We start from the raw sequence: 24,900 nt of genomic DNA on the forward strand, positions 1-24,900 counted from the left end.
TTCTCTTTTTTCATTTGCACGTACAACAGACAAAATTAATGGCCAAGCCTTTAGTTGCGCTGTTAAAAAAAGCTTAAAAAAAATGATGGATGTAACAGTTTCAATTTTCGCTGGTCTATCAGTTACATCAATCAATCAACAACGAACCAGTGAAGCAATTCTGCCTTTTTCTCACCTGCACTTTATTCACCCTAATCAGTCACGCCCAGGATTCAACAATCAGTCACGCCCAGGATTCAACCAATGTAGTACCTAAAAAAATATACATGACCCAATCCTTGGGTTCGGGAACTGCTCCCACTATTGATGGACTGTTGAATGACCCTGCTTGGGATTTGGTGCAGTGGGGCGATGATTTCATTGAGCAACGTCCCGATGAGAACACACCGCCTGGTCAACAGTCGGCTTTTAAAATCCTGTATGATCAAAAATCATTGTATGTGGGTATTCGATGTTTTGATACAGAACCAGATAAAATTGTCAAACGTTTGTCCAGACGTGATGGCTTTGAAGGCGATTGGATTGGAATTTTTATCGACAGTTACCACGATAAGCGGACTTCTTTTGGATTCATTGTCACCGCAGCAGGGGTAAAGGGTGATGTGCTTGGTTCCAACAATGGCAACAATGAGGATGACAGTTGGAATCCCATTTGGTATGTAAAAACCCATACCGATGCAGAGGGATGGACCGCCGAAATGCGCATACCCCTTAGCCAAATTAAATTTGGGCGGGCTGAGGACCAAGTATGGGGCCTACAGATTATGCGGCGTTATTTTAGGAATGAAGAGCGCTCCGTATGGCAGCGACTTCCGCGTGATGTGGCGGGATGGACCAGTGAATTTGGTGAATTGCATGGCCTCAAGAACATTGAACCGCAACGCCAATTGGAAATACAGCCCTATACCGTGGCCAAGACCGAAACCTATGAACCGGAGGAGGGAAACCCTTTTGAAGATGGTAGTGAGAGTAATATCACTGTGGGACTGGACGCTAAAATTGGAATTACCAACGACCTAACCTTGGATTTGACCGTTAATCCCGATTTCGGTCAAGTGGATGCTGACCCTTCCGCCATCGCTTTGGATGGATTCCAAATTTTCTTTCAAGAGCGGCGTCCCTTTTTTGTGGAGAATAAGAACATTTTCGATTTCAATGTGTCGCAATCCGAAGCAGGGAATACCTTCGGTTCGGACAATATTTTTTACTCGCGGCGAATTGGAAGAAGTCCACAGGGGTATCCAGATACGGATGATGGTGAATATGTAGATCAACCCGACAATACCCCCATCATTGGAGCCGCAAAATTCAGTGGAAAGACCAAAAATGGATGGGCCATTGGTGTGCTGGAAAGTGTTACGGCCCAACGAATGGCCACTATTGTTTCAGATAATGGAGGACCACGCAAAGAAATGGTAGAGCCGTTGACCAATTATTTTGTGGGAAGACTTCAGAAAGATTTCAATGAACGTAATTCATACATCGGTGGGATTTTTACGGCCACCAATCGGGAACAACTTCCGGAGGAATTGAACTTCCTCCATAAATCGGCTTTTACGGGTGGAGTGGATTTTAAACATCAATGGAACAATAGGGACTGGTATTTTGGGGGGAATGTCACCTTTAGTCATGTAACAGGAGGTGAAGAAGCCATTCAGAACACTCAAGAGTCCATTACACATTTGTTCCAACGGGTAGACGCCGACTATTTGGAAGTAGACCCAAACCGAACCTCTTTGACAGGAACGGCCGGAAATCTCCAAATCGGAAAACTGGGAAAAGGCAATTTTAGATTTGAAAGTGGAGGCACATGGCGCTCCCCGGAGCTCGAACTTAACGACATCGGCTTTCAGCGGCAATCCGATGATATCCGTCATTACACTTGGATTGGATATCGCACTCTAAAACCTGATAATACCTTCAGGCAGCTGGGCATAAATTACAACCACTGGACAGCATGGGATTTTGGCGGCAATCACAACTACCTACAGTTCAATACCAATAGTTGGCAAAACTGGAAAGGGAACTGGTTCACCAATTTAGGGTTGAACTATGCCGTAGTCGATTATTCCAACTTTGCTCTCCGCGGTGGGCCTAGATTACGACAGTCACAGTGGGTTAGTTTTTGGAACAATATTGAAACCGATAACCGGAAAAAAGTCCAATTGGCCTTTTTCCATAATGGAAGAAAGGCTGTGGACAATTCCTTTAAATCGTATTATATGGAAGGGGGGATTAACTACCAACCCATAAATGCCTTAAGGGTTTCGGTATTTCCATCGTTGCGAATCAACAATGATAAACTTCAGTTCATTGATAATTTTGATGATGTTAATGGTTCGCCACGATATCTTAATGGTGAGATTGACCAACGTACCTTGAGCATGTCGGTTCGCCTGAATTACACCATAAATCCCAATTTAACCATCCAGTATTGGGGGCAACCTTTTATTTCCCGCGGACGATATTCCAATTTTAAGCACATCACCAATCCAACCGAGAAAGTATTTGAGGATAGGTTCATGGGCTACGGGTCAGAACAAATTTCATTGGCCGATGGAGTATATTCAGTGGATGAGGATATGAATGGCGTTGAAGATTTTACTTTTGATGATCCAGATTTCTCCTTTGTACAATTCCGTTCCAATTTGGTGATCAGGTGGGAGTATATTCCAGGCTCAGAGATATTCTTGGTGTGGTCGCAGGATGTGTCCCGGGATGGCGACCCCACCAACGGACTTTTGCCCAGTTTGGGTGACAATATTTTCGGGCAAAAACCACAGAACATTTTTCTGTTGAAGGCAACGTATCGATTTGTGCTTTAAGGGAAGTGTTATTCCTTACGGATGCTGAGCACCCGCCTGCCGGACAGGAAGGAAGTCGAAGTAAAATACGGAATCTATGGATGGTACGGGTCAACCTGAACTTGTTTCAGGTTCTCATATGCTTTTACCATTAGGGATGGGATGCTGAAATAAATGCAGCATGACGCCTTTGTCATCGAGATGTCTCAAAAAGAGAAATGACTATTTTATATTTGTCATTATTTTCCGAAGCGCATTCACCAAAGCCTCATTCGCTTTTTGATTGCCAATGGTGATGCGTACCATTCCCGGTGCCCCAAATTGGGAAACAGGTCGTACCATGATTCCTTCATCCATAAGTTTATCCGTGAACTCCATTTCAGGTAAGGGAGGGTCTATGATAAAAAAGTTGGCCTGACTGGGCCAGTATTTAATGCCCAACTCATCAAAAGCTTTGGCGATAAAAGTTCTGCCTTCCAGAACTGTTTTGACGGTCTCTTCAATGAATTCGGTATCGTTCAACGCTCCAATGGCCGCCTCAATGGAGGTTAAGGGTAGCAAAAATGGTTTATGGATCAATCGGATGTAGTTGGCAATGGTCGCCGTGGTATAGCAATACCCAATACGTTGTCCGGCCAAACCATAGGTTTTTGAAAAACTGTTAAGCCCGATTACATTGTGTTCCTCCAGCACATAAGGTAGCGCAGTGACGTAATCCTCGGCATCCGCAAAATGGCGATAGACTTCATCAAACACGATAACGATATTTTTGGGAACTCGATTGAAAAAGTCATCCAAAACGGGTTTTGGAATATAGGTGCCTGTAGGATTATTGGGGCTGGTGAGAAAGATAATCTTGGTCCGTTCTGTAATGGCATTCAAGATGCCTTCAACATCCAGCGAATAATCGGGTTCTTTTAATTTGATGTCGATTTGTTCGGCACCATACCAGCGCGAAAAAACGGAATAGGGCAAAAAGCAGGGATTGGAATAGATGACTTCATCCCCTTCATTGATAAAGGCCCGCAGAATCATATCAATGACTTCAGAGCCGCTGTTCCCCGTGATAAATTGATCGGCAGATAGTTGCTCATTAAAATCCTTTACCAAAGCCTCACGCAGACGAATATCCGTTTGATCGGGATACACATCTATTTTGTCCAACGCAGCTTTCATCGCAACAACGGCCTTGGGCGAGGTGCCCAACGGATTTTCGTTCGAAGAAAGTTTATAAATTTTTTTAAGGGAAGCTGGAATGTTCTTCCCGCCTTTATACACCTCTTTGGGTACCAAATGGGATTTAAAAATAGACTCGATGGTTTTTTTCATTTAACTTCAGGTTAAGAATTTTATCAAATCCCTTCCTCCGTACAGCACTCGTACTATACGTACATATCCACTCATTTTACGATAAAATATGATATGGGAGGCATAAGGAAAACTAAAAAGCCCGTCCTTAATTTCTTTTCTTTCCTTCCCGATATGTGGGTTATCAGCAATTGCATTGAAATGATTGTTCAGACCAATTAAGTATTCAATTGCCTGAGAGGTGCCAAATTGGAGTTGACCGTATTCAAAAATATCTTCAATATCATTGTCCGCTTCTTCTGATAGAACGTAACCGTTTATCATGCATTTTTCTTTGAGGCAATAATATCTTCCATTGTTCTGGTACTATCTGGCCCATTCCAACCCTTTTCTATTTCCTTTCTAAGGTCATCAATGACTTTATCCCTGTAAATTTTGTGCAAACGTAAGGCGTCACGAATAACCTCGCTATTGTTTTGATATTCCCCAGTCGCGACTTGTTTCGCGATGTATTCTTCTTGTTTTTTTGTGAAACTTATGTTCATTCCTAATCAATTATTGATAAATCAAAAATACAATATATATCTATATTTAGCAAAAATGGACATAGAATGAAGTCATATTTAAAAGTCACAAACTCTCCGCAAACAACAAATACGCCATTGCCTTTTCCGTATCACCCTCTTCCAATAGTTGTTGGGCCAGGGTATGTAATTCAGTTTTGGAAGCATTTTGCAGTCCTTCCTTTTCAATAACCGCTTTAATTTCCTTCGTAGAAGGAACACCTTCCAAGTTCCCCAAGCGGCCCAGATTATTTCCTGTGAGAATTTTGCTTTCCCGAATCCCCTTGGGCAAGGCATCTACCCCAATACCATGGCTGCGGAGTGGTTTTGGGACTTCAAACAGGGATTCTTTTATCGCTCGGATATACCAATTGCCGCCCATACGGCCTACCAAATCCAATTTTTCGGTATCGAGGATGCCATCCGTAAAATAGGCATCATCCACGTGGAGAAGCTCCACCTTTACAATGATTAAATTACCCGCTCCAGGCGTTTGGGCCAATTCAATAACCTCCATTACGGAGCACTCAAACGAAACAGGAGCTTCCCCCACTCGTGGTGGTTTTACCTTTTCACTGGGGACTTGGGTAAATCCGGCTTTTACAAATTCGTTCACCCCTTTGTCATACGCCGTACTGGAAAGGGACATCTGCTCCACCATGTCATGGTTCACAATATTGATGACCACTTCGGGTACTTCAACAATATTTTCATGGGTATGTTTTAAGGAATTATCCCGACCGCTCCGGGAAGGGGAAAATATCATCACCGGCGGATTGGAACTGAACACATTAAAAAAACTGAATGGACTCAGGTTTACGTTTCCTTCCTTGTCCACCGTACTAGCAAAACAGATGGGCCGTGGTGCCACAGCCGTCAATAGAATGCTATGAAGTTCGGGTTGGGATACTTGGGATGGGTCTATGGTTTTGATCATCGTTACAGTTATGTCATTCCCACGAAGGCGGGAATCTATCTTATTTTTAGTCTAAGTGACTTCGACTACGCTCAGTCACCACTTAAGATTCGGTAGCTGAGCGAAGTCGAAGCTACCAGATTATTTAGCAGGCAACACTTTTGTAGTCACCTCACCAAATCCAACCCGAATATCGCCATTTTTGGCGTAACCCCGAAGCGTGACCGTATCCCCATCATGGATAAATTTTCGTTCGGAACCATCCTTCATTTTAACGGGTTTAGTGCCCATCCAAGCCAATTCCAACATGGAACCATAGCTGTTTTCATCCTTTCCGGAAATGGTCCCGGAAGCCATCACATCCCCCACATTGATGTTACAACCATTGACCGTATGATGGGCCAGTTGCTGGGCCATGTTCCAGTACATGTGCTTAAAATTGCTATGGCAAACAGTGGTCTCGTCGCTTCCGTCTGGGGTAATGCCCACTTCTAAGTTGATATCGTAATTTTTTTCTCCCGGATATTCCAAATAGGGGAGCACTTTGGGTTCTTGCTTGGGGCCTGCCACCCGGAAAGGTTCCAAAGCCTCCAAGGTCACGATCCAAGGAGAAATAGAGGACGCAAAGTTCTTCGCCAAAAAGGGGCCTAACGGCACGTATTCCCATTTTTGGATATCACGGGCCGACCAATCATTAAACAGCACCAAACCAAAAATATAATCCTCTGCCTCAGCAGTGGAAACGGATTCCCCCAAATTTGTGTCTTTTCCGCAGACAAATCCCATTTCCAGCTCAAAGTCCAACCGCTGGGTAGGACCAAAAACAGGGGCTTCGGCATCTTTAGGCAAGGTTTGCCCCTTAGGCCTATGGATGGGTTGCCCGCTCACAATGATGGAGCTTGCCCTGCCGTGATACCCCACGGGAATATGCTTCCAGTTGGGCAAGAGCGCATTTTCCGGATCACGGAACATTTTACCTACATTGGTAGCGTGCTCTATGCTGGAGTAAAAATCGGTATAGTCCCCAATCTGGATGGGCATGTGCATCTGGGCATCGGATTGTTTTACAAAAAGTTCAGGTTTCCCGGCCAGGGCAGATGTATCATCCTTGAGCCAGTGCTGAATCTTTTTGCGAACTCGGGATGTGATTTCCTTTCCCAAGGAAATAAATTCATTTAGGGTGTCCTTTTCCAAAACCGCAGTATTGAAATCAAATACATCCAGTTCGGCAACGGCGGCCAAGTCCAAAATATGGTCACCCACCGCGACGCCTACACGAAGACTTCTGTCTTTAGTGGAGAAAATCCCAAAGGGAATATTATGAATTGAAAAATCTGAATTTTCAGGTATGTTTATAATCATGTATTTTATTTTTCATTCCTGCGAAGGCAGGAATCAATTTCTTCTTTGTCATTTCGAACGAATGTGAGAAATCTATATTGAGATTTCTCAATCATTCCGATGATTATCGGAACTCATTTCGAAATGACATTGATTTAATTTTTTACTCCACCCAAGATTTGTAATAGTTACCATCATCAATCTTAAGGGCGTTTTCGGTAATTTTTAAGGGTTTGAAGGTGTCTATCATCACGGCCAACTCCTCTGTCCCTTTTTTGCCGATACTGGCCTCATACGTTCCGGGATGTGGTCCATGGGGAATTCCTGCTGGGTGCAAGGAAATATACCCTGGGCCAATTCCTGTTCGACTCATAAAATCCCCATCCACATAATACAGCACTTCATCAGAATCGATATTGGAGTGGTTGTAGGGTGCCGGAATGGCCTTTGGATGGTAATCGTACAATCGTGGGCAGAACGAACAGATTACAAAAGCACCGGTCTCAAAAGTTTGGTGCACCGGTGGTGGTTGGTGCACACGTCCGGTAATAGGTTCAAAATTATGGATTGAAAATCCATAGGGAAAATTGTAACCGTCCCATCCCACAACATCAAAAGGATGCGTGGCATAAACGAGTTGGTGCAACATGCCCTGCTTTTTAATTTTCATCAAAAACGCGCCTTTCTCATCATGGGCTTCCAAATCTTGTGGTAGTTTGTAGTCGCGCTCGCAGAAAGGGGAGTGCTCCAACAACTGACCAAACCAATTTCGGTATCGTTTTGGGGTATAAATCGGATGAAAGGACTCAGCATATAGAATGCGGTTGTCCTCCGTATCAAATTCAATCTGATAGATCATGCCCCTTGGAATGATGAGGTAATCTCCATATTCAAAGGGAATATTTCCCAAAAAGGTTTTTAGGGTTCCTGAGCCTTTATGGATAAAGAGCATCTCATCGGCATCCGCATTTTTATAGAAGTAGTGCGTAACGGATTTTTTGGGAGCGGCCAAACCAATATGCACATCGTTGTTCACCAAAAGGGGCTCACGGGCCTCCAAAAAGTCATCTTTGGGTTTTACATCAAAACCAATCAATTTTCTGCTGGTGATGTTCTTCTCCACCGCAATTTTTGGGTTTACATCCAAGGCTTTTCCAATTTCCTTCACCTGTGTAGGGCGATGGATATGGTAAAGCAGGGAAGACATCCCATCAAAACCAATGGTTCCAAAAAGTTGCTCATAGTAGAGTCCTCCGCTGGGCTTTTCAAATTGAGTATGCCGTTTTTGCGGAATTTTCCCAAGTCTATGGTAAATAGGCATGGTGTTACATTAAAGTTCAAATTCAAAAATCAAGTTCAAGCTCAAAAACTATGAATCACATGTTAATTCAAAGTGCCTCGAAGTTCTTGCTCGCGTTCAATGGCTTCAAACAGTGCCTTAAAGTTACCTTTTCCAAACGATTGTGCACCTTTTCTTTGGATAATTTCGAAGAACATGGTAGGTCTGGGCTCTACGGGTCTAGTGAATATCTGAAGCAGATAGCCTTCATCATCACGATCTACCAAGATGCCCAATTCTCTAAGGGGGGCAATATCCTCGTCAATTTCTCCCACACGGTCTGAAACAACATCATAATAGGTGTCGGGTACACGCAGGAATTCCACGCCTCGACTTTTAAGATCACGGACGGTTTTAATGATGTCATCCGTGGCTACGGCGATATGCTGAACGCCTTCGCCTTCGTAAAAATCCAAATATTCCTCTACCTGGGATTTTTTCTTGCCCTCAGCGGGCTCGTTGATGGGGAATTTAATGCGTCCGTTTCCATTGCTCATCACCTTGCTCATCAACGCGGTGTATTCGGTTGAAATGTCTTTGTCATCAAACGAAAGGATGTTTTTAAAACCCAATACATCTTCATAAAAATTCACCCAATGATTCATTTTGTTCCAACCCACATTGCCTACCATGTGGTCTACATACTTAAGTCCAGTGGGGGTGGGATTGTAGTCTGGGGTTTCCCATTTTTTATAACCCGGAAGAAATGTACCGTTATAGTCTTTTCGTTCCACAAAAATGTGGACCGTCTCACCGTAGGTGTAGATTCCAGAACGGACAACTTTTCCCTTCGTATCCTCTTCCACTTTGGGTTCCATATAGGATTTGGCACCTCTTTCCATAGCGGCATTGTAGGCGTACGTGGCATCATCCACCCAAAGGGCAACCACTTTTACACCGTCACCATGTGTGTCGATATGTTTGCCGATTTCAGTGCCGCTCTTTAAGGGAGAGGTGAGCACAAGTCGAATTTTATCCTGGACCACCACATAGCTTTCACGATCTTTTAAACCGGTTTCCAACCCGGCATAAGCCAAGGATTGAAACCCAAAAGCGGTCTTGTAAAAATGTGCTGCTTGTTTTGAGTTGCCTACGTACAGCTCAACATAATCTGTGCCGTTGATGGGCATAAAATCTTGAGCTTTGCCAGATGATTTTGGAAGTGTTGCTGTTTCCATGTTTGTGTATTTTTATGTGGTGCGTTTATATTGTTGCTAATGCAACAAAAATAACTTTTTTTCGATGATTTCCATGTGTTTTGAACCAAATTTTAGGTTAAAATTGGCAGTGTTGACTGTAAGTCAATGGAATATGATCTAAAATGAATCCCTATTTTTGTGGGAACTGTTTATAGATGCTCAATCACATAGATGAAATACAGGGGATAGGACTGCACTTGGATTTGGTGCTTCGAAAAATCCAATTTGCCTATTTGCGTGCCTTTGAAGAATTAAATGTAGAGATGACCATTGAGCAATGGGTGATCTTGCATCGAATTTATGAATTGGGGGATGAAGCCAGTCAACGTGATATTGTGCAGAGCAATTTTCGAAATCGGGCCACCACATCACGGGTAATTGGTGGGTTGGAGCGTAAGGGCTGGGTAAGCAAGACCCGTTTTGAAGGAGATCAAAAACGGTTCAAATTGGAATTGACCCCCGAAGGGCAAGAGGTTATCGATTTGGTGATGCCCAAAGCGCTTCAATTACGAAAATTGGCCGTAAAGAATATGGAAGTCGAAGAATTTGTGACCTTTTTGCGGGTTCTAGATCAGATGGGGGAAAACTATGAGGCGAGTTGACCCCAATGTTTTACTGCAAGCTGTACAATGGTGGCCAATCCAATGAGCAGCACAAAAAGTAAGCTCAATTTTCGGAACCGCTCTTGCGGGATATAGTTCAAAATCCGTTTTCCTAAATACGTTCCTATCAAACCAATGGCAAACAGAAATGGGAGATAGGTCAATTCTTGTTTACCGATATACCCATTTTCATAATAGACAAAGGTTCGGGAAAAATCGATTAAAAAATCAATAAAAGCCGAAGTGGCTATAAAGGCATTTTTCTCTAGATTAAAGGCGGCCATCGTTAATCCACGAATAGCGCCCCCGGTGCCCAATAACCCTGCCGAAAAACCCGAAAGCGTACCGCCAATAATGGCATTCTTTTTATTGGGAAGCACCACAATTTCACTTTTAATGAGGAAAAATAAGCTGAAAACCACCAAAAAGATCCCCAAAACGATGGTGAGCATAAGTCCATCCACAATTTTTGAAAGAAACCCACCAATGATCACAAACAAGACTGAAGGTGCACCGATGTACAACAGCAACTTCTTGTCCAACCCTTTTTTAAAAAGGAAAATCTTGCTCACGTTACTGGACAAATGAAAAATAGCCGTCATGCCAAGAACCGAGTAAAAATCAAAATAAAAATTGCCTATTGGCACAAAAAAGACTGATGACCCAAAACCGCCAATGGTACCTATGATTTCTGCAAGGAGGGCCAATACTAAAAAGATGTAGTTGATCTTCATGAAGGAACCTTAGAAAATGAAAAGGTACTGCTTTTAGTGGATTTGATGGACAGATTGAATTATGGAATGCTTTTTTGTGACATTTTAACCTTAAAAAAACCTTAAAATGTGTATCTAGGACAATACAGCATAGAAACTGGTGAATTTTATAGACGCACAGGTAGGAAAACAGCCCCAACTTTGCAGTGTATAATTAAATATACAGTGTTATGGAAAAAAAGAGAATTTATCCGAATAAGTGGCAGACCATACCTTTCTCATTTGATTTATTGAATCAAATGGAGAACAAAGAAAAGGCTGTCCAAGAATTGATTTTGAAAAACGAAGCTGCAACAGAGCTTCATGTTTCCAATATGATGTTGAACATCACCAAGTTTTCCGCATTTGATGTGGAAGGCAATGAACATACTGTTGCTGATTTCCCTGGCCAAAGTACAGTGACCTTCAAGGGGATTTCATCCGGACAATTTTTACGTTCAAAAAATGTGGTTTCACTACCTGAAGGAACGTATACCATGCTACGCTTCTATTTGGCTAAGGAGGGCAATCAGTTTAAATACTGGGATGGCGTGCAAGAGTCGGTCAACCACTTTGACAGCTTGGATTTCACCATTGAAAACGGGCTTCAGATTGAAGGGAATGAAGCACCGGAGGTAAAATTGTGGTTTGACTTTGTACCGTACCAATGGAGCAGTCATTTTAAACCCTTGTTGGACCTATTTAAAGGAAACAAAAACCCAAGACCCCGATTGGCAAGCAGTTTCGGGAATTAATATAGCTATGAATTGGAATGGAAAAGGCACCTCTAGAGGTGCCTTTTTTATTATTGGGATTTGCACAACAAGGATTATGTGCTGTTCTCATCATAAAAATTGGTAAGGATGGATTCCAGTTCCTCCTTTCCTGCAACAATGCGCTCAACTCGGTCCCATAGTCCTTCGGTAAGCAAGGGACGTAGCGGCTGTTGGAGTTTGGTAATATTCCCGAACACCTTCTCAATTTTTTTATCCCATACTTTGTAGTACTTCAGCAGGTCGTCTGGGTAGACAATTTTGCGGCGGGTACCCTCATCAGCTGCTCTGAAAGGCAGGGGGATGTTTAGATAACCGTAATCATCCGTGAGTTGTTCCCCCGGTTGGATATCGCGGATGGCTAGCTCAAAATCGTAGGCGGTGGTAAGGCAGTTGGAGTTGAAACTATGGTTCACATACCGGCCATTGTCCCAACAGAGGATGTAGTTGCCCTTGTTGTTACGAAAGGTGTAGGTATCCAAAATGTTTTGGTAATTGGGGTCCATTTGCTGCAGTTCCAAAGGGGTGAACTCGCGGTCCAAACGGTCCAGCACCCAAGTTATGGTTCCTGCGGGAATGAATTTGGTGGCCACCACGCCATAACCAATTTCGCTGCTGATAAAACGTAATTCTGTATCGGGATGAATCATTTAATACCTCTTGAATTTTTAGTTGAAGGTATAAAATTGTTCGATCCGTTGATGGAAATTTTAGAGGTGCAAAATGGACTTAAAGAATCAATGTAAATTATTGTATGTCAGTGAACTATATAAGCGCCGGTATTAGCTGTCGAGCAATCTTCTGTGATAGTTTACTTGTCCAAGGTGGTAATTTAGGTGGGTTGCCAAATGGATCAAGATGAACGCCATATTAGAAGGTTTGTCCCAAATTACAATGGGAAAATCGCCTATTAATTGCTCCTCTGTAACATTATTTAGTCCAGTTTCAACTGTTGCGATAGTTTCTTCCAGTTGGTTTATAAGTGTTTTTCTAGGAATATTTTTTGCGGAAAACTCCAAATCGCGCTGTCGTATATAGGAAGTTTTGGCCAATCCAGCCCCAATAAAGGCATTAAGGTTTCCTATGATATGCAGGCATAAATTTCCAGCTGAATTGGTAATGGACTTGTCGATCCGCCAAAGATTTTCTTCTGAAGTATAAAGCTCCACTTCATTTTTCAGTTTTTCCAAATCTCTTTTAAAGAGCGATTGTAATGCTGCAATGGTCATATCATTGGTTTTTGGTTTATACTCCACTCAGTCGTTTAAGTTTATCCAAAATTTCATAAACTGAAAAACTTTGGGTGAAGCTGTACATTTCTTCTCTATGTTCACTATACGATTCTTACTTGTGGAAAACTCTACTGAACGATTTCAAACAGCTTTGGTTTAGTTAATAGGCCAAAGGGATTAAAGAGGGGTCTTGTGGAATCATTAATTCACTCAAAATCTGCTTTACTTTTTTTCGATAAAGCCCATAAACCCAAAATGGGACCTAAGGCCAATACCATATAAATGCTATGGGATGAGGTTGAAGTCAGAAGGAAATTAAGCAATTGAATGCTGACAATGGTAATGGCAAATCCCACGCAGTTTACAATCGTTAGGGCGGTGCCCTTAAGCTCTGGTACTGCATTTTGGGCCACCAATGTGGAAAATAAGGGCGAGTCTGCAATAACCACCATCCCCCAGAAAAGAAGAAAAGCTACAAATATGATTCCCGAGGTTTGGGCAAATAGCAATGGTGAAATTAAACAGCATATTCCGGAAAGAAGGAGCGCCATAATGGCAACACGTTTGGTATCTAGAGCCTGTGCCAAATATCCGCCCAATACGCAAGCCAATCCGCCGATGGCAATGATCAAAAACGACAGCAACGGAATGTTGAAGTTGGTAGCAGGGTGCACCGCGGCATACGTTTTTAGCATTAGGGGCACAAAAGCCCAAAAGGCGTATAGTTCCCACATGTGTCCGAAATAGCCAAAGGCTGCCGAACGGAATTTGCCATTTTGGAATACTGTTAAAAAAGCGGATAAGTGCAGTTTTTGACTTGGTTTACGATAAGGACCATCGGGAATCAAGCTTACCATCAATACTCCGCCCAATACGGCCAGCGATGAGGTGCCCACTAAAACTGATTTCCAGGGAAAGGCATGGGTCATCTCTTTTAATAAATGGGGGAATGCGGTACCGACGACCAATGCACCCACCAAATAGCCAAGGGATTTGCCGAGCCCCTTTTCAAAGTAATCAGCAGCGATTTTCATCCCTACGGGATAGATGCCTGCCAGAAAAAAACCGGTGCAAAATCGGAATACGAGGATGCTTGCCAATGAATTCCCTTCCCAAATCACCCCCAGATTGAATAGGGCTCCCAATACCGCACAGGACAAAAATACTTTGGATGGGGAAAACCGATCCGCAATGGATAAAAAGGCAAAAAGTAAGGTGCCCACAATAAACCCAAACTGCACTGCCGAGGTCAAATGCCCCAAGGCACTTTCGTTAAGCCCAAAAGTGGCCACGAGATTGTGCATGACCCCATTCCCAGCAAACCAAAGCGATGTGCAGCAAAACTGGGACACCACTATGATGGGGAGTATGATTTTGGAGGGTTTCATTATGGGCTTTAAATAGAATTAATCAATCTCTCACATAAGTTCTAATCCTCCTAATCCTATCAGGCATTCCTGGAGAATCCAGTACAAATATGTCTGGCATATCCAAAACTAAAGTGTCCTGCTTTAGCTTAATTATTTTCCAATGTCTCCAATATTTTGATTTTTTTATTTGGAATAAGATGTTTCTACCATCTCCAGTTTGTATCCATTTTTCTTTAAAGGGAATTCTGGAATCACCAGCAAATATGGAATCTGATATTACCTGAAATTTTTCGAACTGGAAAATTAAACTTTCAGGTGGTGGTGGAGGAAGACCTGATTTTAATAGTTTCCAGTTCCCTCGAATTTTTGCTGTAATGTCTTTTTTCGGGAACTTTTTTAGAAGATAGTTGTTAACATTAGTATCATAAGTGGAGATGTATACAAATTCATTATCAATGGAGTCAATTAAAATTGGCTGAAGTGCATCAATTTGATTTAAAATAAGGAAGTTGTAATTTTCGAATTCTTCCAACCACCATTTCTTTGAGACATATAACTCTGTCTTTAAATTATATTCTAACATCAATGAATCGTTTATGAATTCTAAATGGGCCTTTCCGTTGTTTCCTATAAATTGGTAGTTCTTATTTGATGGATTCCAATTAGAGCCTTTATAATGAGATGGTAGCTTCTTATAAATAAAGGTGTAGGAGTTATCGTTGTTATTGTTTTCCAAAACCAAACTATCTGAGTTGATAGTAATGATTTTAAAAGAATTGTCAATATCGTTATTAAAATATATTTGGTTTCCTTGCCTCTGATATTTACCCGAAGATAGGAAGGGAGTATCACCAACATTGCTCCTTTGACAATTAAGATATCTTAATGTATCCTTGTCTATAGAAATAAATTGACACTCATTTAGCCTAAATGTGTCCTTGTTACTGATAGTTTGATAATAGGCTAAGACCCAGTTTCCTTCAATTTTAGATTTAGTTTGGCAAGAAAATAATAGGACGATTACAAAAACTATAAAAACTAACTTTTTCATGTTGTTTAAATGAAATTCAAATAATCGTTGACCAGGTTAACAAGCTAATAATCTAATGCGCTTCCAGCCAATTCTCTCCAATGCCCACTTCTACATCCAAGGGTACGGAGAGTTTATAAGCATTTTCCATTTCGGATTTAATGAGTTTTTTCATCTCTTCCAACTCGGGTTTGTAGCAATCAAAAACCAATTCATCGTGTACCTGCAACAGCATTTTGGTTTGGTACTTTCCTTCGGATAGCTTTTTATGGATATTGATCATCGCAATCTTTATGATGTCCGCTGCACTCCCTTGAATGGGCGCATTCACGGCGTTTCGTTCCGCGGCCCCCCGAACCACTTGGTTGCCTGCATTGATGTCCTTTAAGTAGCGGCGGCGGCCCAAAATGGTCTGCACATAGCCGTGGTCTCGGGCAAAATCTATCTGCTCACTGATGTAATTGCGCAATTTGGGATAGGTCTTGTAATACGTATCGATAAGTTCCTTGGCCTCAGTACGGCTCAAGTCTGTTTGGTTGCTCAACCCAAAGGCGGAAACCCCATATATAATCCCAAAATTGACGGTTTTGGCATTGCTCCGTTGCTCTCGGGTCACTTCTTCAATAGGCACATTAAATACTTTGGATGCCGTGGAAGCGTGGATGTCCTCTCCATGTTTAAAAGCGGAAATCATGGTGTCCTCTTCACTCAAGGCCGCAATGATGCGCAGTTCAATCTGGGAATAATCCGCAGCGAGCAAAACGTAGTTTTCATTCCGAGGGATAAACGCCTTCCGTACCTGCCGACCCCGCTCCGTTCGGATGGGGATGTTCTGCAAATTGGGATTGTTGCTGCTCAATCGGCCTGTAGCAGCTACCGTTTGCATATAGTCTGTGTGCACCCGACCCGTTTTTTCCTGTACCTCATTGGGTAGCGCATCAACGTAGGTACTTTTTAGTTTGGCCAATCCACGGTAGTCCAATACATTTTTAATGATTTCATGGTCCTTGGCCAAGTAGGAAAGTACATCCTCCGAAGTGGAATACTGCCCTGTTTTGGTCTTTTTGGGTTTGTCCACCAAATTCAATTTACCGAAAAGGATATCGCCCAACTGTTTGGGTGAGGCAATATTAAATTCCTCCCCAGCTTGCTCGTAAATTTTCTTTTCTAACGCTGCGATGTCTTTTTCCAGTGCGGTGGAGAGGTCGTTCAAATATTCTTTATCCAAATTGATACCCTCCCGTTCCATATCGGCCAAAACACGAAGTAACGGAACTTCAATTTCTTCAAAAAGTTTGTCGGTTTTGGCTTCCTTTAGCTCGGGTCTGAACTTTTGCGCCAATTGATAGGTGACATCGGCATCCTCCACAGCATATTCCGTTTGTTTTTCCAAAGGCACCTGACGCATGTTCAACTGGTTCTTTCCTTTTTTACCGATGAGTTCTGTAATGGAAACCGGAGTGTAATTGAGATAAGTTTCCGAAAGTACGTCCATATTGTGGCGCATATCGGGGTTGATGAGGTAGTGTGCCAGCATGGTATCGAACAGCTTGCCTTTGACCTCCACGCCGTAGTTGAGCATTACTTTGATGTCGTACTTTAAGTTCTGCCCAATCTTTTCAATGTTCTCCGCTTCAAAGAAGGGGCGCAGCTTTTCAATAAGGGGCATGGCATCGTTTTTTGTCTCTGGAAAAGGAACATAAAAGCCCTTGCCTGTTTCCCAACTAAAAGCAATGCCGACCAATTCGGCTTCCAGAGGGTTGATCGATGTGGTTTCAGTATCAAAACAGACGGAGGTCTGATTCATTAAATTTTTCAAAAACAATTCCATGGCCAACCCTGGCTGAACCATTTGGTAAAAATGTTCAACATCGGCGATGGTCCTACGGCCGCTTACGTCCTTGATAGTGGCCGCAGCTTCGGTAGGGTCACCTCCAAACAGGGTAAACTGCCCACTTCCGGCCACTTTGGCCTCTTGTTTGGCAGTCTCGGTGCTGGTCACTTGGGTGGTGGGTTCCACCTCGCCGGAAAATATTTTCACGAATTGTTCCCGCAATCTTCGAAACTCCAGTTCCTCAAAGATTTTCTGTACTTCTTCGGCATCGGGCGGACACATTTCGTAGTCTTCGGCATGGAATTTTACGTCGCAATCCGTCTTTATTTCGGCCAATTGGCGGGAAAGTCGACCCAGCTCGGCATTTTCTTCCACCTTTTCCTTCATTTTTCCCTTCAATTGGTCCGTGTTGCTCAACAAGCCTTCCAAGGAATCGAATTGTTCCAAGAATTTTTTGGCGGTCTTGTCCCCCACACCGGGCAATCCGGGAATATTGTCACTGGCGTCACCCATCATTCCCAAGTAGTCGATCACCTGCTCTGGACGTTTCACCCCAAAGCGTTTTTGCACTTCGGGAATACCCCAAATTTCAATACCGTTGCCCATTCGAGCGGGTCGGTACATAAAGATATTTTCACTGACCAACTGCCCAAAATCCTTGTCGGGCGTGACCATAAAAACCTTGTAATTTTCCTTTTCAGCCTGTTTGGCAATGGTTCCGATGAGGTCATCCGCCTCGTAGCCTTCCAATTCCACAATAGGAATTTTCATAGCTTTTAAAATCTGTTGAATGTAGGGTACGGCTATCTTGATTGCATCCGGGGTTTCATCCCGATTGGCTTTGTAGGCTTCAAAAAGTTCGGTACGTTCCACACTGCCTCCTTTGTCGAAAGCCACCGCCAAATGATCGGGTTGTTCGCGTTTGATGACATCAAAAAGGGAGTTTATGAAGCCCATAATGGCGGAAGTGTCCATCCCTTTGGAATTGATCCGTGGATTTTTGATCAAGGCATAGTATCCACGAAAAATTAGGGCGTAGGCATCAAGGAGAAAAAGGCGTTTTTGTTCAGACATGTTGTTCAGTTAGCAATTAACAATAATCAATTAACAGTTTTCAATGGGCAGGTTTTAAAAGTACGAATTGCTGCTTAAATGAGACAGAATTCAAGAGTCAAGTTCAAGGGACAAGTATCAAGCGTAAAGACCCAAGTGTCAAGTTCAAGAATCAAGAGTCAAGTTCAAGAATCAAGAGTCAAGACACCTTGGTTCTTTAATCTAGGCGCGAAGATGTCATTGACCTAACTGTAAAAACTCTTCACTTGTCGGTTCTCGTGCCCTTTTTCACTGTATTCTCGGTAGGTAAATCCCGGATGGACGCAGTATCCGCCGGTTTCTCCATTTTTGTTGATGGCCAAAAAGCCGATCTGGAAATCTTTCCGACCTTCATTTTTCTTCATGATGCGTTTTACCCCTTCTTCACAGGCTTCTTGTGGGCTTTTTCCTTGTCGCATCAGTTCCACGATCAAAAAACTACCAACAGTACGGATGACTTCCTCGCCCACACCAGTAGCGGTAGCACCGCCAACTTCATTATCCACATACAATCCTGCGCCAATAATGGGGGAATCGCCAACTCTACCAGCCACTTTATACGCCATTCCACTGGTAGTACAGGCCCCGGAAATATCACCATTAGCGTCAATGGCCAACATACCAATCGTATCGTGGTTTTCTATGTTGATGGTGGTCTCGTACTTTGAAGTTTTCAACCACTCTTGGTATTGTTGTCGCGTACTTTCGGTCAACAGGTCTTCTTTTTCAAAGCCCTGTTCATAGGCAAATTTTTCAGCGCCCTTGCCCGCTAGTAAGATGTGTGGTGTTTCTTCCATCACTTTCCGGGCCACAGAAACAGGATGTACTATGTTCTGAAGGTAGACCACCGAGCCACAATTGCCGTCTTTGTCCATAATGCAGGCATCCAACGTAACATTTCCATCACGGTCAGGTCTGCCACCTTTACCTACAGTTTCATTGGTTTCATCGGCTTCTTCCACCATAACACCTTGTTCCACGGCATCCAATGCATTACCACCTTTGCTTAACACTTCCCAAGCCTTGCTGGTGGCATTGTGGAAGTTCCATGTACAGACCACAATGGGCTTTATGGGTTCCGTTGGAGGCACAACCGTTTCTTCAGTTTTGTTTTCGGTCTTGCAGGAGGTTAGGGCAGAGGCCGATACGATTCCAACCGTGGTTAGGCTGGAATTTTTAAGGAATTTGCGTCGCTTCACGGAAAGGGATGTTTACTTTTAAGGGTGATAAATATAGCAATATGCTTGTAGAAGTTTGTGCCAATTCCCTTGAATCTGCATTAAATGCCCAGAGTGCCGGTGCCGACCGGATTGAACTTTGTTCCGAACTTGGTGTGGGGGGCATTACGCCTTCCGTGGGTTTGATAGAACTGGTGAAGGAGCGGTTGGATATTCCGGTCCATGTGCTCATCCGCCCACGTAGCGGACATTTTTACTATTCCAAAACAGAGTTTGAGGTGATGAAGGCCGATATTAAGACATGCAATGATTTGAATGTCGATGGTATTGTATCGGGAATGCTCCATAACGATTTTTCGGTTGATGTGGAACGTACCAAAGAACTTGTAAAACTGGTCAAGCCTTTGCACTTTACTTTTCACAGGGCGTTTGATTGGGTGGAACATCCGAAAAAAGCTTTGGCCGTTCTTGAAGAAATAGGAGTGGATACCATTTTGACTTCTGGGGGTAGTGCTTCGGCGGCAGATGCCGTTGAAATTTTAAAAAATTGGCAGTCCCAGACCTCCATTGCAATCATGGCCGGTGGTGGTATCAACCCTAACAATTCAAGAGATTTCAAGGAAGCTGGGCTCCGAGCCATCCATTTATCGGGAACCACTTTTGGCAATCCTGTGGATACTGCCGGGAAAATCAGCATGAATTCAGCAAAACATTTGGTGGAGGATCAGGTGGCATTTTCCAATCTAGCTGTCTTGACATCTGTTGTTGAAGCCGTTAAATAATATTAAAAAGTCCTGCTCAATAGCATATTAGCACTAATTTTGTAAAAAATTTCTATGTCCCGATTTATCGTTTTGGCAATTTTGTATGTGGTGCTGGCCGTTTATGGTTTTCAAGCATTCCGCACATTGTTCAAAAGTCCATTGATGCACTGGACCTACATTGCACTTTTTTTGGGCGCCTTGATTTTTTTGACCGTTAAGGTTCTCACCTATGACCCAGGAGATGGCTTTAAAGGCACCGCAGCTATTGCCGGGAGTATTTTTGCCGCTTTCTTTTTGTTGGCTTTGGTGTTGGGATTCTTTCTTCTATTGGAGGATATTGTACGATTGATTGGTTTTGGTTACAATAAACTGGTAGGGGTTTCCAATCCCGATGCAGGGTATTTTCCTTCCCGAAGAAGTTTTGTAAGTGGTATTGCCCTGGGTTTGGCGGCCCTGCCTTTTGGGGCTTTGCTATATGGTATGTACCGTGGAAAATACAATTATCAGGTGTTGAAATACGAGCTTGAGTTCGATGATTTGCCCGATGCCTTCCATAACTATCAGATTACACAAATTTCTGATGTGCACAGCGGTAGTTTTGACGATTACAACAAGGTTACCTATGGGGTTGACCTTATCAATGAGCAGCAAAGTGATGTAATTTTCTTCACAGGGGACTTGGTCAATAACAAGTCCGATGAAATGAAACCTTGGAAAGATGTCTTTTCCCGTTTGGAGGCCAAGGATGGTATATATTCCATTTTAGGAAACCACGATTATGGGGACTATGCTTCTTGGGAAACCGAGGAGGCCAAGGCCCAAAATTTAGAAGACCTGAAGATGATACAGCGAGAGATGGGTTTTGATTTGATGTTGAACACCAATCGCTATTTGGAAAAAGATGGACAGAAAATTGCCTTGCTAGGTGTAGAAAACTGGGGCCGTGGCGGATTTAAAAAGGCTGGGGATTTACAAAAGGCCAAAGAAGGTATCCACAAAGATGACTTTAAAATATTGCTGAGCCATGATCCCTCGCATTGGGAAGATGTGGTGTTGCACGATGATTACCATTTTCACTTGACCTTGAGTGGGCATACCCATGGAATGCAGTTTGGGGTTGAGATTCCCGGATGGATAAAATGGAGCCCTGTGAAATGGCGCTACAAATATTGGGCGGGCATTTACAAGGAGTTAGATCAGTTCATCAATGTGAACCGTGGGTTCGGATTTATTGGTTATCCTGGGCGTTTTGGCATCTGGCCAGAGGTTTCTGTGATTACATTGAAGAAGAAGGGATTGGACGAAGCCTAGTATATTTTGAAATAATTTATCGCTTCAAAGTAAAATGGAACCGATAGATAGTCGAATCGGAACCTGAAGTGTATTCAACACTATACCAATAATCATCCGCGGGCATAAGTTTTCCCATGTATCTTCCATCCCAAGTAGGATTTTCTGGAGTTAAAACGGCAATCAACTTTCCATATCGGTCAAATATTTTTGTGAAATACTCGCAGTCGTTCTCAGACTCCAAAAACCACTGATCATTTATCCCATCACCATTTGGGGTAAAAAAGTTCTTGGCCCTAAAGCATAAGTTGCTATCCTCTATACAAAGCAGTTCAACATAGGGGACGGAAAAAAAGCAACTTTCATCAATTGTTGATACCGTGAGGTCTTCGTAACCACCACCTTGTAAAGTTGTCAGTAAAATTTCACCCATACCGTTGGAAGTATGCCCATCGGTCATTACTTCATTATTAAAGTGATATGAGATATCGTAAGGGGTATTGGGCGATAATCCCATTATTTGTATAGATCCATCCGGTATATTGCACGCACTGGGTGAGTTGACCGCTACTTGAAACTGAAAATTGGGATTATTGAGTGAGACGGTGCCAAAATTATTGGGGCAAATACCGCCAACTTCTCCAACGGAAAAGCTTTGATAACTTCCGCCGGATAGGCCGTTAAGAAAGATTTCTCCACTGGAATCGGCAATCAAATCTTCTGAAACGGATGTGGATTGGGTCTCAAAGGAAATCGTGTAAGCTTCGGCAGGAGTAAGGTTATGAATAAGAATTGCTCCATCACTTATTCCACATCCTGAAGGCTCGGTAATATCCAGTTGGGCATCCACCAGTTCAGACCCATTCAATATAATGGAGCCAAGATCATCTGAACAAGAAATTATACTTTCGGTCACCACAATATTGTCATAGGTGCCAGCGGCCAAATTCACAACTTGAATCATTCCATTTACATCCGAGAGGTAGTAATCCGATATAGTATTGCCTTGATAATCATAGGTTACCGTATAGTCCCTTTGTGGATTAAGGTCAGAAATTGTGAAGGAACCATCATAGCTGTTGCACCCAGAGGGGTCCGTTGAGTTGTCTAGGGAATAGGTGACCTCTCCCAGGTCAAGTATCCAAACGGCTCCTCTTTCCGGGCCATTTTCACTATCGTGATAAGCACTGACCGCAATTTTTGGGTTTTCACCACCATTTAATAATGTAATGGCACCGCCAAAATAATCGCCACCATTCAACAGACCAGAAAAGCAATGTTCTCCGTAGCTATAAAAATAATCTTCGGAAACGGTTCCATTGTCATTTAATTCTATCATATAGAATCCACCTGTTTGGCTGGAGAAGGTAGGGTTGAAGTGACCCAGTGCACCCACCAAAATTTCTTTTCTGCCATCATTGTCAATATCATTTATACCATCTATGGATTCTCCAAAAAGTGCATTTCCGGAAATCTGATGGGAAAGTCCACCCGAGGTGTTGGAAACTTTTTGTGAAGACTTTACGGTTCCGTCCGTATTAAGATATAAAATATAGAAACTACCCGAGTTGGTCAGTTGGTCATCATCCCGGTAGGCTCCTGTGATGATATCGGTTACCCCATCACCATCATGGTCACCTATATTTAGAACAGACCCGCCAAAATAGTCTTCAAAGTCCAATGGGGGTGTAAACCCTCCTTGGGTATCGCTGATTTTTTGTGAAGTGTTTACGGTAAGGTCGGCATTCATAAAAAGAATCCACACGGCACCACGTCTTGACCCCCCATCTGCATCCCTTCTTGAACCTACTGCCAAGTCTGTTATTCCATCATTGTTTAAATCTCCAATGACCTCCATATCAGTTCCAAAAATGGCATCTCCGTTAATAAAACCATTGAATCCGCCTTGGGTATCACTGATTTTTACATGTGAGTTTACGGTACCGTCATTATTTAGACTGAGTATCCAGACCGCACCATGCCAATATCCCCCATCACCATCATAATCTGCTCCAACGGCCAACTCAATGAGGCCATCTGAATTTAAATCACCCAAATAAGAAACCGAACCACCAAATCGGTCATCATTATCCAAGACTCCTGTGAAGTTTCCACTGGTGTCGCTAATTTTGGTGTTGTTTATGACTTGGTTGTTGGCATCTAAGAAAAGAATCCAAACTGCACCTCGATTAAAGCCACCGTCATCATCTGTGTAGGCTCCTACCGCAAGGTCGTTTGTGCCGTTTCCATCCAAATCCCCTATGTTGTCAATGGCAATTCCCCATGAATCATAATCATTCAATGTTCCTGTAAAACCACCATTGGTCTCATTGATCTTCTGATAATCACTGACATCATAGTTCTGTGAAAACCCTACATTGAATGTTAGGAGAATTAGAATTGAAACGAAGGTTTCAAAACACTGATTTTTAATCATAAGAAAAATCCTAGTATGGCTAGGGCAAAATAAATGCTTTTGATAAGAAAAAATAACGAATCGACTTATTTTAGACAAAATGATTTTAAATCTCCATTGAATGTACATTGAATGGGGTTGCTAAGTTTAAAAAATATAATTTTGTCAAATTTTCGAGACGTACACGCCAATGGGTTTATTTCATTCTATCATATATCAGCCGGCCATAAATACATTGCTTAGGAATATCAACAAGCTTCTGTCTCCGATATTGCCTAAAAAATTCAAGATCCATCCATCTGGGCTGTTGAAAGTGAAAATTGATTCAAACCTTTCGTTTTATCTTAAAACCAATCAAACCAGTTATCTGACCCGGGAGTTGTTTTGGAAAAAACCGTTGGAGTTTGAGTACACGTCTATTTTCATTGATTTGGTAAAGAAAGTTGGGTCGTTTTGGGATATAGGGGCCAACATTGGCTACTACAGTATTTTAGGGTGCAAGGCCAATCCCAATCTTAAGGTAATTGCTTTTGAGCCTTCCGTAGGCCCCAAGGTATATATGACTGAAAACCTGAAAATAAATGGGTTGGAGGATAGGATAACGATTGAACCGATGGCACTCTCAAATTTTAATGGTGAGATTGAGTTCTATCAAATTGTGAACCCTAAATTTCCTTCTATCTTAAACTTGTCCGGGGAGCATAATATGGGAACCAAGAAGAGTTTAACCTCAGAAAAAGTGAAAATACCGTCCCTGCGGATTGATGACTATGAGAGTTCTGCGAATTCCATTGATTTGATAAAGATTGATACAGAAGGAGCTGAAGTGGAAATACTGAAGGGAGGTCAACAAACTATATTGAAGCACAGGCCAATCATTGTTTGTGAGACCCTTTTTAACAGAAATGAGGCAGAAATAGAGCAGGTTCTAGGAGGATTGGGTTATCGTTTTTTTAATCATACCGAAAATGGTTTGCAGGAGGCGGAAACACTGATGCGGGAGGTGGATAATGGGGTCAGGAACTGTTTCTGTGTTCCCGATTCGAAATTGGATATGATTAAAGAATACTTAACAAATGAAGGTTAGGGATTTTTTA

Annotated in this window: 21 protein-coding genes; 6 read left to right on the top strand and 15 right to left on the bottom strand. The window is 42.6% G+C overall.

The window, feature by feature from the left end; all coding sequences use genetic code 11:
• The first annotated feature begins 266 nt into the window (after window positions 1-266).
• Window positions 267-2,825, top strand: coding sequence for a DUF5916 domain-containing protein (locus tag FG28_RS09900; protein WP_081894316.1), 2,559 nt, complete (start codon window positions 267-269; stop codon window positions 2,823-2,825).
• Window positions 2,826-3,026: 201 nt separating this feature from the next.
• Here FG28_RS09900 and hisC read toward each other — a convergent pair whose 3' ends face one another.
• From hisC to hppD, 7 genes are all read right to left on the bottom strand, one after another.
• Window positions 3,027-4,133, bottom strand: a complete 1,107-nt coding sequence (gene hisC, locus FG28_RS09905; RefSeq protein WP_036382409.1) for a histidinol-phosphate transaminase — start codon at window positions 4,131-4,133, stop codon at window positions 3,027-3,029.
• A 6-nt stretch (window positions 4,134-4,139) separates the two neighbouring features.
• Window positions 4,140-4,436, bottom strand: a complete 297-nt coding sequence (locus FG28_RS09910) for a type II toxin-antitoxin system RelE/ParE family toxin (protein ID WP_036382411.1) — start codon at window positions 4,434-4,436, stop codon at window positions 4,140-4,142.
• A complete protein-coding gene (locus FG28_RS09915; protein ID WP_036382413.1) occupies window positions 4,433-4,657 on the bottom strand; it encodes a type II toxin-antitoxin system ParD family antitoxin in 225 nt (74 codons plus the stop codon). Before FG28_RS09915 ends, FG28_RS09910 begins: the two co-directional genes overlap by 4 nt.
• 85 nt (window positions 4,658-4,742) lie before the next feature.
• Complete coding sequence (locus tag FG28_RS09920; protein WP_036382415.1) at window positions 4,743-5,612, bottom strand: flavin reductase family protein; 870 nt, start codon at window positions 5,610-5,612, stop codon at window positions 4,743-4,745.
• 120 nt (window positions 5,613-5,732) lie between these two features.
• Window positions 5,733-6,953, bottom strand: coding sequence for a fumarylacetoacetase (gene fahA, locus FG28_RS09925; protein WP_036382417.1), 1,221 nt, complete (start codon window positions 6,951-6,953; stop codon window positions 5,733-5,735).
• Window positions 6,954-7,095: 142 nt separating this feature from the next.
• On the bottom strand, window positions 7,096-8,253 hold the full coding sequence (locus FG28_RS09930) for a homogentisate 1,2-dioxygenase (protein ID WP_036382419.1): 1,158 nt from the start codon (window positions 8,251-8,253) through the stop codon (window positions 7,096-7,098).
• A 62-nt stretch (window positions 8,254-8,315) separates the two neighbouring features.
• Complete coding sequence (gene hppD / locus FG28_RS09935) at window positions 8,316-9,449, bottom strand: 4-hydroxyphenylpyruvate dioxygenase (protein WP_036382421.1); 1,134 nt, start codon at window positions 9,447-9,449, stop codon at window positions 8,316-8,318.
• 176 nt (window positions 9,450-9,625) lie between these two features.
• Here hppD and FG28_RS09940 point away from each other — a divergent pair, with 176 nt between their 5' ends.
• Window positions 9,626-10,072, top strand: a complete 447-nt coding sequence (locus tag FG28_RS09940) for a MarR family winged helix-turn-helix transcriptional regulator (RefSeq protein WP_036382423.1) — start codon at window positions 9,626-9,628, stop codon at window positions 10,070-10,072.
• Here the strand turns inward: FG28_RS09940 and FG28_RS09945 are convergent.
• Window positions 10,057-10,806: a sulfite exporter TauE/SafE family protein gene (locus FG28_RS09945; protein WP_036382425.1), complete on the bottom strand. Its 750-nt coding sequence runs from the start codon at window positions 10,804-10,806 to the stop codon at window positions 10,057-10,059. The genes FG28_RS09940 and FG28_RS09945 overlap by 16 nt on opposite strands.
• Window positions 10,807-11,015: 209 nt before the next feature.
• On the opposite strand from FG28_RS09945, the gene FG28_RS09950 reads away from it, so the two are divergent.
• The gene (locus FG28_RS09950; protein WP_036382427.1) at window positions 11,016-11,579 is read left to right on the top strand and encodes a hypothetical protein; all 564 of its coding nucleotides are present in this window, start codon (window positions 11,016-11,018) and stop codon (window positions 11,577-11,579) included.
• A 74-nt stretch (window positions 11,580-11,653) separates the two neighbouring features.
• On the opposite strand, the gene FG28_RS09955 is transcribed toward FG28_RS09950, so the two are convergent.
• The 6 genes from FG28_RS09955 to FG28_RS09980 all read right to left on the bottom strand — a co-directional run bounded on the left by FG28_RS09955 (window position 11,654) and on the right by FG28_RS09980 (window position 19,354).
• Entirely contained in the window at window positions 11,654-12,247 is a 594-nt protein-coding gene (locus FG28_RS09955; protein ID WP_036382429.1) for an SET domain-containing protein, read from the bottom strand.
• Between the two features lie 132 nt (window positions 12,248-12,379).
• Window positions 12,380-12,826 (bottom strand): DUF1572 family protein, encoded by a 447-nt coding sequence (locus tag FG28_RS09960; protein ID WP_036386440.1) that lies wholly within the window; start codon window positions 12,824-12,826, stop codon window positions 12,380-12,382.
• A gap of 209 nt (window positions 12,827-13,035) precedes the next feature.
• Window positions 13,036-14,217 carry a nitrate/nitrite transporter gene (locus tag FG28_RS09965; protein WP_036382431.1) on the bottom strand — a complete coding sequence of 394 codons (1,182 nt, stop codon included), beginning with the start codon at window positions 14,215-14,217 and terminating at the stop codon, window positions 13,036-13,038.
• A 22-nt stretch (window positions 14,218-14,239) separates the two neighbouring features.
• Window positions 14,240-15,250: a lipocalin family protein gene (locus tag FG28_RS09970; RefSeq protein ID WP_036382434.1), complete on the bottom strand. Its 1,011-nt coding sequence runs from the start codon at window positions 15,248-15,250 to the stop codon at window positions 14,240-14,242.
• A gap of 52 nt (window positions 15,251-15,302) precedes the next feature.
• On the bottom strand, window positions 15,303-18,137 hold the full coding sequence (gene polA / locus FG28_RS09975; protein WP_036382436.1) for a DNA polymerase I: 2,835 nt from the start codon (window positions 18,135-18,137) through the stop codon (window positions 15,303-15,305).
• A gap of 224 nt (window positions 18,138-18,361) precedes the next feature.
• Complete coding sequence (locus FG28_RS09980; protein WP_036382437.1) at window positions 18,362-19,354, bottom strand: isoaspartyl peptidase/L-asparaginase family protein; 993 nt, start codon at window positions 19,352-19,354, stop codon at window positions 18,362-18,364.
• 41 nt (window positions 19,355-19,395) lie between these two features.
• Between FG28_RS09980 and FG28_RS09985 the strand changes: the two genes are divergently transcribed.
• Window positions 19,396-20,115, top strand: coding sequence for a copper homeostasis protein CutC (locus FG28_RS09985; RefSeq protein WP_036386441.1), 720 nt, complete (start codon window positions 19,396-19,398; stop codon window positions 20,113-20,115).
• 54 nt (window positions 20,116-20,169) lie between these two features.
• A complete protein-coding gene (locus tag FG28_RS09990; protein WP_036382438.1) occupies window positions 20,170-21,408 on the top strand; it encodes a metallophosphoesterase in 1,239 nt (412 codons plus the stop codon).
• 16 nt (window positions 21,409-21,424) lie between these two features.
• Here the strand turns inward: FG28_RS09990 and FG28_RS09995 are convergent, their stop codons facing one another.
• Window positions 21,425-23,824: a T9SS type B sorting domain-containing protein gene (locus FG28_RS09995; protein ID WP_036382440.1), complete on the bottom strand. Its 2,400-nt coding sequence runs from the start codon at window positions 23,822-23,824 to the stop codon at window positions 21,425-21,427.
• 292 nt (window positions 23,825-24,116) lie between these two features.
• Between FG28_RS09995 and FG28_RS10000 the strand changes: the two genes are divergently transcribed.
• Window positions 24,117-24,890: an FkbM family methyltransferase gene (locus FG28_RS10000; protein WP_197062585.1), complete on the top strand. Its 774-nt coding sequence runs from the start codon at window positions 24,117-24,119 to the stop codon at window positions 24,888-24,890.
• Window positions 24,891-24,900: the final 10 nt, after the last annotated feature.

Source organism: Muricauda sp. MAR_2010_75 (genome assembly GCF_000745185.1).
GTDB lineage: Bacteria > Bacteroidota > Bacteroidia > Flavobacteriales > Flavobacteriaceae > Flagellimonas.

What these genes read in the sequence shown, in the direction of transcription:
- FG28_RS09900 (WP_081894316.1), top strand. Translation starts at nt 267, where the DNA reads ATGACCCAATCCTTGGGTTCGGGAACTGCTCCCACTATTGATGGACTG.
- hisC (WP_036382409.1), bottom strand. Translation starts at nt 4,133, where the DNA reads ATGAAAAAAACCATCGAGTCTATTTTTAAATCCCATTTGGTACCCAAA.
- FG28_RS09910 (WP_036382411.1), bottom strand. Translation starts at nt 4,436, where the DNA reads ATGATAAACGGTTACGTTCTATCAGAAGAAGCGGACAATGATATTGAA.
- FG28_RS09915 (WP_036382413.1), bottom strand. Translation starts at nt 4,657, where the DNA reads ATGAACATAAGTTTCACAAAAAAACAAGAAGAATACATCGCGAAACAA.
- FG28_RS09920 (WP_036382415.1), bottom strand. Translation starts at nt 5,612, where the DNA reads ATGATCAAAACCATAGACCCATCCCAAGTATCCCAACCCGAACTTCAT.
- fahA (WP_036382417.1), bottom strand. Translation starts at nt 6,953, where the DNA reads ATGATTATAAACATACCTGAAAATTCAGATTTTTCAATTCATAATATT.
- FG28_RS09930 (WP_036382419.1), bottom strand. Translation starts at nt 8,253, where the DNA reads ATGCCTATTTACCATAGACTTGGGAAAATTCCGCAAAAACGGCATACT.
- hppD (WP_036382421.1), bottom strand. Translation starts at nt 9,449, where the DNA reads ATGGAAACAGCAACACTTCCAAAATCATCTGGCAAAGCTCAAGATTTT.
- FG28_RS09940 (WP_036382423.1), top strand. Translation starts at nt 9,626, where the DNA reads ATGCTCAATCACATAGATGAAATACAGGGGATAGGACTGCACTTGGAT.
- FG28_RS09945 (WP_036382425.1), bottom strand. Translation starts at nt 10,806, where the DNA reads ATGAAGATCAACTACATCTTTTTAGTATTGGCCCTCCTTGCAGAAATC.
- FG28_RS09950 (WP_036382427.1), top strand. Translation starts at nt 11,016, where the DNA reads ATGGAAAAAAAGAGAATTTATCCGAATAAGTGGCAGACCATACCTTTC.
- FG28_RS09955 (WP_036382429.1), bottom strand. Translation starts at nt 12,247, where the DNA reads ATGATTCATCCCGATACAGAATTACGTTTTATCAGCAGCGAAATTGGT.
- FG28_RS09960 (WP_036386440.1), bottom strand. Translation starts at nt 12,826, where the DNA reads ATGACCATTGCAGCATTACAATCGCTCTTTAAAAGAGATTTGGAAAAA.
- FG28_RS09965 (WP_036382431.1), bottom strand. Translation starts at nt 14,217, where the DNA reads ATGAAACCCTCCAAAATCATACTCCCCATCATAGTGGTGTCCCAGTTT.
- FG28_RS09970 (WP_036382434.1), bottom strand. Translation starts at nt 15,250, where the DNA reads ATGAAAAAGTTAGTTTTTATAGTTTTTGTAATCGTCCTATTATTTTCT.
- polA (WP_036382436.1), bottom strand. Translation starts at nt 18,137, where the DNA reads ATGTCTGAACAAAAACGCCTTTTTCTCCTTGATGCCTACGCCCTAATT.
- FG28_RS09985 (WP_036386441.1), top strand. Translation starts at nt 19,396, where the DNA reads ATGCTTGTAGAAGTTTGTGCCAATTCCCTTGAATCTGCATTAAATGCC.
- FG28_RS09990 (WP_036382438.1), top strand. Translation starts at nt 20,170, where the DNA reads ATGTCCCGATTTATCGTTTTGGCAATTTTGTATGTGGTGCTGGCCGTT.
- FG28_RS09995 (WP_036382440.1), bottom strand. Translation starts at nt 23,824, where the DNA reads ATGATTAAAAATCAGTGTTTTGAAACCTTCGTTTCAATTCTAATTCTC.